This window comes from Chryseobacterium sp. L12 (genome assembly GCF_056133985.1).
This window is the reverse complement of sequence record NZ_JBVYOF010000043.1, coordinates 1-13,837: the sequence shown is the minus strand read 5'-3', so window position 1 is coordinate 13,837 and position 13,837 is coordinate 1. Positions and strand designations below refer to the sequence as shown.

Sequence of the window (13,837 nt, the reverse complement as noted above, 5' to 3'; positions counted from 1 at the left end):
AAAAATCTTTTTTCTAAAGAATTTTTTATCATCTCTCTTCATTTTAAGGGGCAGAGATTTCACAGGCCGCCTCCACATGTTATCAATGTCTAATTTATAGGTCCGGAAAAGTGCATATGCTCCACAGTGTATCTGGTTATACATGAGGAGGCAGCACGATAGGACATATAAATAATAGAAATGATCTTCAAGTTTCATTTCGGGAAATCATTTCTTTCAGGTTACCAATACTTTTATGAATACTTCTGCAATCCGTAAGGAAGTATTTGTATTAACAATAAACTTAAATAAATAATGAAAAATAACAATTTTGTAAAATCCAACGGCAAGGGCTTGCGATATAGTAAATGGCATCGTTTGTTCCTGTTGGCAGGGATGCTGCTTTTTATATCTGTGCAGGTAAGGGCACAGCTTTGCGGCTTTGCAACAGGAGAAGGCTGTAGCAATACCAACTACGACAACGCCTTTCTTAAAACACTTACGTATAACGATCCCGCTACCATAGAGTACGACAACTTTGTGTCTTCCTACCATGCTTCTATGATACGTACCTCTTCCGGAGGGTTTAAAGTATGGGGAGAAGCTATTACCAATACCGGAACTTATGGAAATAATTTTTTAACTCCTCAAGATCTAAATAGCACCAATTATCCTTCATTAGGAACAGCTAAAGTATTAAAAGTAACAGCTGGTTCCGATGGCACCTCTGTAGGTTCAGGTTATGCCAATTCACAATTTATTGTATTAGCATCCAATGGCCTCTATGCTTGGGGACAGGAAGGACGTGTAATCGCTAACAGTATTACAAGCAATACCACTTTTCAAAAAATATCTGTCAATGGAAAAGCAGATGGGTTACCTGTTGGGGTTACTCCTTCGGACGTTAAAATGATTACCGCCGCTTCTACCAGTTTAGTTATTGTTACTTGTAGTGGCGATGTATGGGTCTTATCTCAAGTAGCTGCGAGCCGTGGAAATGGTAGTACTGGCTCCAACACCGTATGGTCTCAAGTGGAAATTAGTGCAGGCAACTACTTGTCAAATATAATAGCAGCTAGGATTGTTTTTAATGACTTTAATGGTGGAGGATCAGATAATACTACTACACTTATGGCTTTGAAATCAGATGGCACTCTGTGGACATGGGGAAGTAAAACTTTTTTAGGAAATACCACTGCTGTTACAAGTAGAACAAGAGCCACTGAAATGATAAAACCCTCAGGAACTCCCAAAATGATTGGCGTAACCGTTGGTCCCTCATATTACGTTTTAATGACAGATGGGAATCTTTATTCATTAGGGATGAACTCACATAGACAACTCGGAGATTGGAGCACTACTAATAGAACAAGCTGGGTACAACCCCGATATACTTCAACTACAGGACAGGTGATGGACAATATTGCATGGATCAGCCCTCAGGAAAATGATGGTTTATTTCCATCTATGAATGTACTCACAACCTCTGCTAATTTATACACATGGGGACGTAACTCAACTAATATGATTGGAGGGACTGCTAATCCTGCTAATCCTCAAATGCCACTAGGAGTTACCTCAACAGATAAAATTATAGCCGTGGAAAGTGGTGGTCATACCACTATGCTTGTAAAAGAATGTAGCAGCAATTTCGGGTATGTAGGGCATCGTATTAATGGATCTATGGGAAATGGGTCTGCTGCTAATGTAGATGAAGATTCATATACTTTTAATACCGCCCCGGTGGAAATATGCGCTGCAGAACCAGTAAATGTTACCGTACCTACTGCAGGCCCCTATTGCAGTGGAGCAACTCTTCAGCTGGCAGGATCACCAAGTGGTGGTACCTATTCGGTTACCAGCGGGCCTGCCACTGTAAGCAGTACAGGGCTTGTTACCTTTACCGGTGGAGGCAATGCAGTTATACAATATACATCTCCGTCATCTTGTGGCGGTACTATATCAAAAGAAATTACACTTGTGGCCAATAGCGTTACACCAGGAGTAATAGCAGCAAATCAATCTGTATCAACAGGAGGTGATCCCGCGGCATTTACTACAACCACTGCTGCTACAGGATCTGGTACGCTCAGTTACCAATGGCAAAGCAGCACCGATAACGGAGCTACATGGAACAATATCTCCGGAGCGAATTCCACTACCTACGATCCCCCTGCTGGCATCACGACAACCACACAGTATCGAAGAGCAGATACCTCTACTCTATCCGGTGCCGTATGTACAGCCTACAGCAATGTAGTTACTGTATCGGTTTCTCTGGTAGACATACAGGTGAACAAAACAGGACCTTTGTCTGCACAGACAGGCAGCACCATCAGCTACAGCATACATGTTACCAATAATGGTTCAAGCAATGCTGCCAATGTCATAGTAAAAGATCCTGCCGTAGCTAATTTTACGGCAACAGGCATCACCTGTACTGCAGGTTCCGGTACGCTTGGTTCAGCAGTTTGCCCATCATCCGTTACACTCGCTGCATTACAGGGAGCCGGGCTTACCATCCCAAGTCTTCCGGCAGACAGTGGTGTTACCTTTACCGTTACAGGTACGGTAGGTACTACAAGCGGAGCAGTGATTACCAATACCGCTACAGCAGAGTATGCTGCTGATACCAATATCGCAAATAACAGTTCCGCCATCAGCACTACTATTTATACCTGTACAGGAGATGAATCTGTTTATACCATAGATTCAGATGCCACTGTGGCTGCCAATACCATAGCACCGGACGGAGGAACGATAAACCTTGTGTACAAGCTTACAAGCGGTACTGCCGTACCGGGAATAGGTAACCAGTTTAGTTTACCGGTAACCTACACCGATCTCAGCAACCAATTTGGAATAGATAACCAGTGGGAAGGATTAGGTGTTAATTCAGGAGTTACTATATCACCCAAAACATCTGTTGGAACAGGAAGACTGTATAATGGCCTGCCTTCCAACAACAGTACCAACGAAACCATGGTTTCACCGGACACTACAGACAATCTGTTCACAACGAAAATTTTTGATGGTAACTTAGATCCTCTAGGTAAATTTAACATTACCATTGGGAATTATCCGGTAGTACCGTCAGGATATGTTATCAAATCAAATACTCTGTCATTGATAACCTCTAATAATAATACCACTGATCATGTTGCTGGTTTGTACCGCTCCGGTTTTTGGTTAAAGCCTTTGATGCAAACGGCTGTTAATACTACCGGTGATACTTCAACTCGTGCTATTAACGCAATACCGGGACAAACATATGTTTACCGCTATTCGGCCTATTCGAATGGAACTGTTTTTACGGAAAATAACTATCCTTCACTCGCAAGAGGATTGCGTTTTAGTAGCACCAGCTCTATTACGTTTGCAAATAGCAGTTGTACACTGCCATACTGCTACAAGCCGGGCTTGTTGGATGCAAGTAAAGAGCTTCCAACCAAAGTAGGTATCACTTCATTGTCAAGAGCCGGAGCAGATGACCCGGATAACTGGCCAATGGTACGTAAAGGAGGATACATTGCTCTGGAATCACAAACCAAAGGATTTGTACCGAACAGAGTAGCATTCAGCGGAGGTAATCCGGTAGGTATCCCTACGGCCAACTTTGTAGAAGGGATGATGGTGTACGATACCACCAACAAATGTATGAAAGTATATACCCTGAAAGAAGGAGATACCTCTATGGCTTGGCATTGTGTAACTACGCAGGCGTGCCCGGATACAGATTCTTCTTATCCTCTTGCCCCTAGAAATGTAAATATAGGTTTCTGGGGAACTTCAGGATATAATTTCAACAGCAATCATGGCCAATTTAAAAGTCAGCTCGAAAACACAGCCAACTATAGTGCTTCCGGAACTTTTAAAGGAATCAATGGCTGGACGTGGATTAATGCCAATACGGATATCAATGCTACAGCCGCCGCATTCAGTGCAGCACAGCTAAAAGCAAAATACGATATCATCGTTACAGGCTATAATATTATGACTGCCGCAAGCGCAACGAAAATCAAAGAATACACCGATTTAGGTGGTGTGGTTTTCGTTTTGATGGATGGACTTAATGTGGGTAATGTAATCAATACCGCTTTTGGAGGCAGTGGCTTCGTAAGTCCGGGACCTGATGCTCCGGCTGGTGCTAATGCTAAGGCAAGAACGCTGAACAATGCGGTAAGCAACAGTACTTTTGGTACAGGAGGAGGTATTACCATTACCGGAGCTAACGGCTCCTCACTGCCTCCGGTTGCCAATATCCCTGCAGGATCGTCTATTATCAGCTATATGAACTACCCCACAGCCACAGATACAGGCTATATTGGTGTATATACAGCAGGTAATGGAGGCAGAGCCATCTTCGTGTACGATGAAGGCATATTCCGTAATGCTTCTGTATCGGGAACGATTATCGATACTCCACAGGAGATATTTATCCACAACCTGATGTCGTATGCGTTGCAAAAAGCAGGCTTCTCGGCAAATTAATAAAATAGTAATTCTTATAGTCCTCCACAGGAGGGCTATAAGTTACTTTTCAACTTATATAAAAAACGAAAATTTAAAATATTTACTGAAAAATGACAAAAATTAATATAACTGCTATACTGCTGCTCGTGACGTGCTCGCTGATGCAGGCACAAGTCGCGATAGGCAAACAAGAAACTACCAATACCTCGGTATCATTGGAGTTTACCGATACCGAAAACAAAGGATTAATACTTCCTTATGTAGAAACCAAAACAGGTATTACCGAAGAAGGTACGTTAATTTATGATGTTACCGACCATAAGGTAAAGTATAAGAACGGAGCATCTACCTGGGCAAACCTAAGCGAAGATGATGGTACGACAGCTACTATCGGAGTGGTAGACATCAGCATCCAAACCACCAAAGACGAAAAGGCATCTGCCAAAACGGTAATCGGAGCAGACGGAGCTACTAATTCCACTCCCGGTATTTTGGTACTTTCGGATACAAACAAAGCAATGATTCTTCCCAAAGTAGCAAGTCCTCATCTGAATATTTATAATCCTGCACCGGGCATGATGGTATACGATACTACTGCTAAGCAGCTTGCCGTATACAACGGAAAGGTATGGTCTTTCTGGAAACCTTAGAATGCGGTTCTAAATACATAAATAATTTTTTAGGTTGCAGAAGATTTTTTCTGCAACCATTTAAAAAAAATTGAAGGTAAAAACAATAACAGATGAATTTCAAAAACATCCATATCGGACAAATGATTGAAAAAAGAGTTGCAGAAAGCGGGATAGAAATATCCCGCATCTGTAATTTTCTGCGTTGTACCGAGGAGAAAGCAAAAGAAATGTACACACAGGAAAACCTTCCGACTGATATTCTTCTAAGATGGAGCAAGCTGCTGGAGTATGATTTTTTCAGGCTGTATACCCAGCATCTGATGTTATATGCATCAACATCGGCAAAAGAAGATAGGAAAGAACAAAGGAGAACATCTACTCTTCCGCAGTTCCGGAAGAATATCTACACCAAAGAAGTCATTGATTTTATTCTTGAACAAATAGCAACAAAAGAAATGACTAAAGATGAAGTGATGAAAAAATACAGAATCCCTAAAACAACCTTGTACAAATGGATAAGCAAATATAAGAAATGAAAAAGTCTGTAATTGGTTTTCTAGATTCGGAAGACTTTGAAAAAAATATTAAAGGTAAAAGAATTGAAGAGATAGAAAAGGTATTGGATTTTCCTTTAGAAAAGAAATGTAATGAAGAATGTATTTTTATACTGGAACGCTATTTTTTCGGACTGTTCAGAAAAAGACTTTACCTGTACTTCCACAAAGGGCTGGTACGGGATTATTTTATCGGATAAAACCGGGCTATACTAATTGAAACAATTTAAACCTTATGAAAATTTCGGATTATCAATATTTAATTGGTAAAGATAAAAAAGAAATAATAGAAGAATTGGGTTCCGATTTCAACTATTACCATTCCAAAATATGGTCGTATCATCTCAAAACCAATTGGATAGGCAAAAAAACATTTCTACTCATTCTGTTTAAAGAGGAAACAGCCCATCAGATTAAAATAAAGAAGAGCTATGCAAAACTCGGATATTGATTGCAGGCAGAGCGGATAATTTGTAAGGCTTTTAAAAGACCTACAATAATACAGATTCCTTAGGAGGTTAAGAAAAAAATCATAATAATACACTAACATAATCCATAAAATCATGACAGAACAAAATTTAAAAGGAAAAGTAGTTTTAATAGCAGGAGGTGCTAAAAATCTTGGCGGCTTATTGAGCCGGAATTTTGCCAAAATGGGAGCCAGACTCGCCATTCATTACAACTCCGATGCTACCAAAGCAGATGCCGAAAAAACATTGGTAGAAGTGCAGGATCTGGGTGCCGAAGTATTTTTGTTTCAGGCAGATCTTACCGATGTAAAAAATATAACTCGCTTTTTTGATGAAACAATTGCCAGGTTTGGAGCAGTGGACATTGCCATCAACACCGTCGGAATGGTACTGAAAAAACCTTTTGTAGAAACGACGGAGGAAGAATATGATATGATGAGCGATATCAACTCGAAAGTGGCCTATTTTTTTATACAGGAGGCAGGGAAAACCTTAAGTAACAATGGTAAAATTTGTACAATTGTTACTTCACTTTTGGCAGCATATACAGGACTTTATTCTACCTATGAAGGTATGAAGGCACCTGTGGAGCACTTTACCAGAGCCGCATCGAAAGAATTTGGGAGCAGGGGGATTTCGGTAACTGCCGTAGCTCCCGGTCCTATGGATACTCCGTTTTTTTACGGACAGGAAAGTGAAGATGCGGTAGCTTATCATAAATCTGCTTCGGCTTTAGGAGGTTTAACAGATATTAAAGACATTTCTCCTTTAGTAGAATTTTTGGTGACAGACGGTTGGTGGATCACTGGGCAAACCATTTTTGCCAACGGAGGTTATACCACAAGATAAAATCCATCTTTTTTGAAAAGTAAAGTCAAATGTGATGGATTATACTATTATGTTTCTGTTTGTCTTTACTTTTTATTTAACCTGAGGTCGGTATAATATTTTCTAAACACAAAGTTAAAAAATGAATCATATGTCATTTATTTTCAGTAATTTAAGAAAAAAAAACAAAGGTAATTCGGCTTCGATCAGTATAAACTAAACTTAAAAAAAATACAAAGTTTTGTAGTACTTCAATAAATGAAGTGACTTGCTTTAGCTTAAAAGGCATTCAAAAAAGTAAAAAATTTTTGTTTCGCTTTGCGATAAATTATTAGTAGGTTATTAAGTTTATTCCTTAACCCGAACTCACGTTATTTATATGGAATATGAATATAAACTTTTCAAAATCTGGAGTATTAGATTTCAAAAAGACAAATTCTCACAAGCATGAAAAACCATCAAAAAAAAGATTTCACATAGAGAGAAAAGGGAAGTTGATTTTCTGTAGAAACACGGAAAGTCCAGATAATAGAATGACATAGAATCCCGAAAACGATACTGCATAAATAATAAAGAAATGCAAAAACTCAAAATATTAGTTGAAAAACACCTTCATCAGTCAAAGGAAAAGATTAGGAAAGAGTGGAAAAAACCATTGAAAAATTCTGATGCCGAAATATGGTTCTACCACAAATACCGTTGGGGGATTTTCAAGGACGAAATTGCATTCATTTTCGAAGAAGATAAGGTAATTGATATTGCGCTCACCGAATATATTTTTTGGATTGAGTACAAAAACTTCTTCTACTATAAAGGCGAAAATCCTGAATATAAGGTGATGAATTTATTATAATACAATTGTGAAATGAACAGCCAATCACCCAATTACAAATTGATATTCGCTGATATTTTGGAAAAAAATATCCAGAAAAAACAAAGAAGTGTGAGGAGATTCTTCATAAAGACAACTTGTCGACTCTAGATATTTTAGCGTTAAATCAAATAATTTTCGATTTAAATATTTTTTATGAAAATAACCACAAATACCGTTCTTATAAAAAGTCTGATGTTTTGAAAAATTTAGATTATCAAAAAAGTCAGGTAACGATTTAGTAACGGTCTCTATCTTTTTTGATTTTCAATATTTTTGTTCGATTATAGCATAATATACAAAAAAACAAAAGATAGGTTTCAAGTTACCTATCCTTTAATTATCACTCTTAAATATTTTTGATTCTTATAACTAACTACTAGAATAAAACATTAATTGCCTGATATTCCATTAACAAAAGTTTCTACGAACCCTAAGATTTTATTTAGAATACGATCTCCGATTTCTTTAGATTTTAATACACTCGGTCTGCCTTCTTCTCGAAGTGCTAAAATTTCTTTTCGTAATGGTTCACGCTCAGTAAAAAGATAGTTTTCGATTAATCTTTCCGTTTTTTCTTCAGATAGATTTTCAGTTTTGACCAATTCTTGAAGTGCTTTATCTTGTTCTATGTTCCAGAATTTTTCAAATTCTTCGGGAATAGTATCCGTATTTTCAATATTTGGTAGGCTCTCTTGAATAAATTTATCAATCAATTCTCTTTTACTTCTTAATGAAACCTCTGTATTCAATAAGTTGGCAATCTCTTTTTCAATACTTTCTTTATCTTTAGCACTGTGTTTGGATTTGAATTTGACCAACAATTGAATAATATACGTAACATTAATCGTATCACGTCTTATCAATTCTAATTCAAAATCTATATCATTGAGAATAGATGTTTTTTCAGGTGAAGGACCTGTTCCCAGTCCATCTTTTAAATCCAAATACTTACTGGTGTAATCTGCAAATAGTTGTTCTTCAATCTGTAAATCATCCCAAGTAAATTCTGTATAATGACTCATCTTTTTGTGCAGGCGAATCAAAGCACGAAAAGCTAAGATAAACTGTAACTTATCTTCTTCCGAATATAGTCCATCAACAGACGCAACTTCTGGAACGATTTCTAATAGTTTTTGTGTGGCTTCATTAAATTTATCAACATAAATCTCATAAGGTTCAACTATGATTTCATCAATAGCTTCCTTATTACTGAACAAAGCAATAGCTTCGTCTGTTTTATCTTTTAAATTTCTGAAACAAACAATATTTCCTTGGGTTTTGTTCTTATCTAATATACGGTTGGTTCGGCTAAAAGCTTGTATTAGTCCGTGATATTGAAGGTTTTTATCAACATATAAAGTGTTCAAAGATTTACTATCGAATCCTGTCAAAAACATATTGGCAACTAATAAAATATCCGCTTCGTGTTTTGGATGTTTCGATTTTTTCGCTATGGCATTGTAATAATTGTAGTATCCTTCCGTATCTTTGATGTTTTGTTTTTCACCAAACATTTCATTGAAATCTTCGACATAATTTTCCAATAACTCCCTGCGATGTGGTTTATATCCGTATTGGGTTTGAGGTTCAGCAGCCATATTGATTTGAGCAGCTACTTGTTCTTCCATTTCTTCCTCGTTCTGAGTAAAACTAAAGATCGTTGTTATTTTAAGATTATGCTCCCCATTTAATTTTTTACGCTTAAAAATTTCATAGTATTGAATAACCGAATCAATATCCTGTACACACATCATCGCACAGAATTTCTTGCTTTGTGTTTTCTGATCATGATACTGAATGATATAATCTGCGATGGCTTCTTTACGTTCAGGAGCTTCAAAGACTTCTGTCTCGTTGATTTGCTCTATTTTCAAATCAATGATATGTTCTTTCTGTTTAAAAGTTTGAATGTATTCAACGGAGAATTTCAAAACATTTTCGTCACGTATGGCATCCGTAATTACATATTTATGTAAACACTTTCCAAATAAGCTTGCGGTTGTTTTTTCTCCATCGGCATTCTCTGCCAAAATAGGTGTACCTGTAAAACCAAACAACTGGATGTTAGTGAAATAATTGATGATGTTTTTATGGGTATCACCAAATTGCGAGCGGTGACATTCATCAAAGATAAAGACCATTCTTTCATTCTGAATTGTTTTCATTTTAGATAGGTTTCTACCTGAAATCGCATTATTCAACTTTTGAATAGTTGTAACAATGATTCGAACATTCGAATCATTAAATTTTCGAATCAAATCATCTGTATTCGTAGCTGAGCTAACAGAACCTTTACTGAAATTATCATACTCCTGATTGGTTTGATAGTCTAAATCTTTTCGATCCACCACAAAAACCACCTTTTTGATGGCTGGAATATTCGATAGAATCTGACTAGCTTTAAAACTGGTTAAAGTTTTACCACTTCCTGTTGTATGCCAAATATATCCGTTTTTTTCAATATTATAACCGTTCAGAATTTCATTTTCTTTTACCTTTTTTATTATATTTTCTACTGCATAGTACTGATACGGTCGAAGCACCATTAAAGCTTTAGCAGTTTCATTCAACACAATGTACTTACATATCATTTTGCTGATGTGGCAAGGCTCTAAAAAAGCATCCGTAAAACCATTCAGTATGTTGTTGAGTGGATTATTCTGTTCATCTGTCCAGTGAAAAGTTTGCAGGTATTCTTGTTTGTGCGAACCAAAATTGCTGAAATATTTGGTATTTACACCGTTACTGATAATGAATAATTGTACAAAGTGAAACAAACCTTTTCCAGCACCAAAGCTATGTTTTTGATAGCGGTTTATTTGATTGAAAGCTTCCTTCATTTCCAAACCTCTTCGCTTTAGTTCGATTTGTACTAAGGGTAAACCGTTAATCAACAGCGTGACATCATAACGATTCTGATATTTTCCTTCCTGTGTAATCTGATTGGTTACCTGATATTCATTTTGACACCAATGTTCCACATTAAGAAATTCAAAATAGAGATTATCGCCATTATCCCTAATGATATGATGCTTCTTTTCTCTTAATACCTTGGCTTTTTCAAAGACAGATCCCTTATTGAGAATGTTTAATACTTTTTCAAATTCACTCTCGCTAAATTGTATATGATTGTGCTTTTCTAATTGCGTTTTAAGGTTTGCTAACAAAGATTTTTCATCAGCTATCGTAACGTATTTATATCCCAATTTTTGTAATTGGCTAAGGAGTTGTTCTTCTAAAATTTGTTCAGACTGTTTGCTCAAAATAATTATGAATTAGGAGTTAACCGTGTTTTTTATCTACACACAAATTTAACAAAATAAAGTAATCTCAATTCATTACTACCTCCTAATTCATAATATAAACTTATCTCAAAGCTTTAAACATCTGTTCGATGGCTTTCTTCTTTTGTTCCATATTTGGATGAACATATAAATTTAATGTTGTACTTATATTTGAGTGCCCCAATAATACACTAACTGTTTTGTAATCACAATTACTTTCAATACATCGGGTGGCGAAACTATGTCTTAACCCGTGAAATTTAAGCTCAGGCATTTTTAGTTCCTTCATTAAGTTTTTGTAATAGCTTCTATAGGTTCTTGGCTCCGTTGGTTTGGCATCGTTTGTCAATACAAAGAACGAGGGATTAACTATCTTTTTAAATGGTTTGAGTATTCGTAATAAATCCTTACTTATTGGAATCTCACGAATAGAGTTTTTAGTTTTAGGAGTGTCTAAAATTAATTCCGTTCTACGAGTTCCATCTTCTATCACATAAATACGCTGGATGGTTCTTTTAACACTGATAATTCCGTTATCGGTATCAATATCTTCCCAAGTTAAGGCGCATACTTCCCCAATACGCATTCCTGCACTTAAACATATATACACACCTAAATTCCTAAATGTAAAATGCTCTTGTATGTAGTTCATTATTTTTTTCTGATCAGTCTTGGTTAGCACTTCAATAGTATGCTTTTCTCGTTCAGTAGGAAACTGAATATCAAAAGGGGTATACTGTAACCATTTGTTTTTAGCTCCAAATTTCAAAATCATTTTCAGAACAATTAAAATATCCTTAATTGTTTTATGACTTAAACCCGTTTCCAATTTTTGAAAAACAAAGCTTTGGACATCAGCTTCCTCAATCGCAATTTTGTTGCCGAAATTAGGCAGTAGATGATTTTCAATCAATAGCGTATAAGCTGAGAAACTGGACTTTTTTACATACTGTTTTTTGTCTATTTTCCATAGGTTAATCACTTCTGAGAGTTGTTTTTGTTCATTCATTATAATTTAATTTTTTAAAATCTCAAAGGAAAGTAATTAAGGACACTTTATCCCCCAGATGGATTTGGAACTAAGTTCCCAAATTTGAGATTTCCAGGGTTTGAAGGAGAGTGGAATAGAGAAAAAATAGGAAGTATTTTGACTATTGGCAGTGGGAAAGATTACAAGCATTTATCAAAAGGTACTATTCCAGTGTTTGGAACAGGTGGGTATATGACTTTGGTTGATGATTTTTTATACGAAGGAGAAAGTGTTTTTATTGGGAGAAAAGGAACTATTAACAAACCCTCGTATTTCAATGGGAAATTTTGGACCGTTGATACTCTTTTTTATACTCATTCATTTAAAAATGTCTTGCCAAAATTCGTCTATAATATTTTTGAACAGATAAATTGGTTAAAATATAATGAAGCATCTGGAGTTCCAAGCCTTTCTAAATCTACAATCGAACAAATAGATGTTAATATTCCATGTGTTGATGAACAACAAAAAATCGCTTCATTCTTATCTCTAATCGATGAAAGAATAGAAACTCAAAACAAAATAATTGAACAATTAGAAACCTTAATTAAAGGGCTTTGTCAGAAACTAATTCTAAATCAAGTACCAAATAAGAAAATAAATAATTGTGTTTCTTGCCATTCATCATCATTAACAGAATCCGATGTAATTGATAAAAATGGAATTTACCCAGTTTATGGAGCTACAGGTGTTATTTCATTTACGGAAAATTCTCAAATTAATGAAGATGCGATTTTAATAATAAAAGATGGTTCTGGAGTTGGAAAGGTTCAATACGCATCAGATAAGTTTTCGGTTATTGGTACTTTGAACTATCTAACTGTAAAACCAGATGTTAATTTGAAGTATATTTTTTTCTGTTTAAAATTCTTCAACTTTGAGAAATACAAAGTTGGCTCTGGGATTCCACATATCTATTTCAAGGATTATGGAGAATCATTAATTTTTTGCCCATCACTTGATGAACAAGGTAATATTGAGAAATTACTATCATCACTTGATGAGAGAATAAATCTTGAAAAGACGTTATTAAAAAAATATGAGATACAAAAAAAGAACCTTTTAAAGAACTTGTTTATATAAATAGGTTCTGTAACAAATATTGTTTTTGAGAATGGTATTTATCTAAAATATTTTTTTCTGTTTGAATTTTTGTTTCAATAACAGAAAGAAAATTGGCAATGGTAGTTTGCTCATCTAAACAAGGAGATTTGATAGGCATAGATTGAAACATTGGCAATCGTAATGACTTTACAGTAGAACCAACTGCTTGTGATTGTAAATATTTATCATCATTAAGTAAATGGTAATATAAATATTTTCCATATATTCCTCTGAAATCAAAAATCGCATATGTTCGTTGATGAAGATCAAATTTTCCTATAAAATATTTAGGGATAAATTCTTGCCCTTCTCCTGGAACAATTACTGCTTCTTTATCAAACAAAAATCTACTACTTGTTCTAATATCTTGTGACCTGTCAAAAAACGTATATTCTCCATTTAACATAGAATCTTCTCGATTAGAAGAACCAGTTGTTATGGTTGATATGTCTCCTAATTTCTTCAATTCCCATTTGTCTGTAAATTCCTTAAATCTGATTTCTTGCGAAAATAGCTTTTCACTTAGCCCTTTAATTAAGGTTTTTTTTTCCCATGTGAATACGCTTAGTAAGAAAATAATCTCTGTTCAATTGAAATTTATAGATAAAA

General features: G+C 35.8%; 11 protein-coding genes. 8 read left to right on the top strand and 3 right to left on the bottom strand.

Going from position 1 to position 13,837, the window contains the following annotated elements:
- Positions 1 to 294: 294 nt before the first annotated feature.
- From AC0NBN_RS17255 to AC0NBN_RS17225, 7 genes are all read left to right on the top strand, one after another.
- On the top strand, positions 295 to 4,470 hold the full coding sequence (locus tag AC0NBN_RS17255) for a DUF11 domain-containing protein (RefSeq protein WP_160813261.1): 4,176 nt from the start codon (positions 295 to 297) through the stop codon (positions 4,468 to 4,470).
- 92 nt (positions 4,471 to 4,562) lie between these two features.
- Positions 4,563 to 5,102 carry a hypothetical protein gene (locus AC0NBN_RS17250; RefSeq protein WP_160813260.1) on the top strand — a complete coding sequence of 180 codons (540 nt, stop codon included), beginning with the start codon at positions 4,563 to 4,565 and terminating at the stop codon, positions 5,100 to 5,102.
- Between the two features lie 92 nt (positions 5,103 to 5,194).
- Positions 5,195 to 5,620 (top strand): transposase, encoded by a 426-nt coding sequence (locus AC0NBN_RS17245; protein ID WP_160813259.1) that lies wholly within the window; start codon positions 5,195 to 5,197, stop codon positions 5,618 to 5,620.
- A complete protein-coding gene (locus tag AC0NBN_RS17240) occupies positions 5,617 to 5,838 on the top strand; it encodes a hypothetical protein (protein ID WP_160813258.1) in 222 nt (73 codons plus the stop codon). The genes AC0NBN_RS17245 and AC0NBN_RS17240 overlap by 4 nt, the downstream gene beginning before the upstream one ends.
- A 35-nt stretch (positions 5,839 to 5,873) precedes the next feature.
- Positions 5,874 to 6,089, top strand: a complete 216-nt coding sequence (locus tag AC0NBN_RS17235) for a hypothetical protein (RefSeq protein WP_160813257.1) — start codon at positions 5,874 to 5,876, stop codon at positions 6,087 to 6,089.
- A 112-nt stretch (positions 6,090 to 6,201) separates the two neighbouring features.
- Positions 6,202 to 6,957, top strand: coding sequence for an SDR family oxidoreductase (locus tag AC0NBN_RS17230; RefSeq protein ID WP_160813256.1), 756 nt, complete (start codon positions 6,202 to 6,204; stop codon positions 6,955 to 6,957).
- A 556-nt stretch (positions 6,958 to 7,513) separates the two neighbouring features.
- Positions 7,514 to 7,789 carry a hypothetical protein gene (locus AC0NBN_RS17225; RefSeq protein ID WP_160813255.1) on the top strand — a complete coding sequence of 92 codons (276 nt, stop codon included), beginning with the start codon at positions 7,514 to 7,516 and terminating at the stop codon, positions 7,787 to 7,789.
- 410 nt (positions 7,790 to 8,199) lie between these two features.
- Here AC0NBN_RS17225 and AC0NBN_RS17220 read toward each other — a convergent pair whose 3' ends face one another.
- Positions 8,200 to 11,073 carry a type I restriction endonuclease subunit R gene (locus AC0NBN_RS17220; RefSeq protein WP_160813254.1) on the bottom strand — a complete coding sequence of 958 codons (2,874 nt, stop codon included), beginning with the start codon at positions 11,071 to 11,073 and terminating at the stop codon, positions 8,200 to 8,202.
- A gap of 103 nt (positions 11,074 to 11,176) precedes the next feature.
- Positions 11,177 to 12,103: a site-specific integrase gene (locus tag AC0NBN_RS17215; RefSeq protein WP_160813253.1), complete on the bottom strand. Its 927-nt coding sequence runs from the start codon at positions 12,101 to 12,103 to the stop codon at positions 11,177 to 11,179.
- A gap of 84 nt (positions 12,104 to 12,187) precedes the next feature.
- Here AC0NBN_RS17215 and AC0NBN_RS17210 point away from each other — a divergent pair, with 84 nt between their 5' ends.
- Entirely contained in the window at positions 12,188 to 13,207 is a 1,020-nt protein-coding gene (locus AC0NBN_RS17210) for a restriction endonuclease subunit S (protein ID WP_474468932.1), read from the top strand.
- On the opposite strand, the gene AC0NBN_RS17205 is transcribed toward AC0NBN_RS17210, so the two are convergent.
- The gene (locus AC0NBN_RS17205) at positions 13,200 to 13,694 is read right to left on the bottom strand and encodes a restriction endonuclease subunit S (protein ID WP_474468929.1); all 495 of its coding nucleotides are present in this window, start codon (positions 13,692 to 13,694) and stop codon (positions 13,200 to 13,202) included. The two genes, AC0NBN_RS17210 and AC0NBN_RS17205, sit on opposite strands and share 8 nt — an antisense overlap.
- Positions 13,695 to 13,837 lie beyond the last annotated feature (143 nt).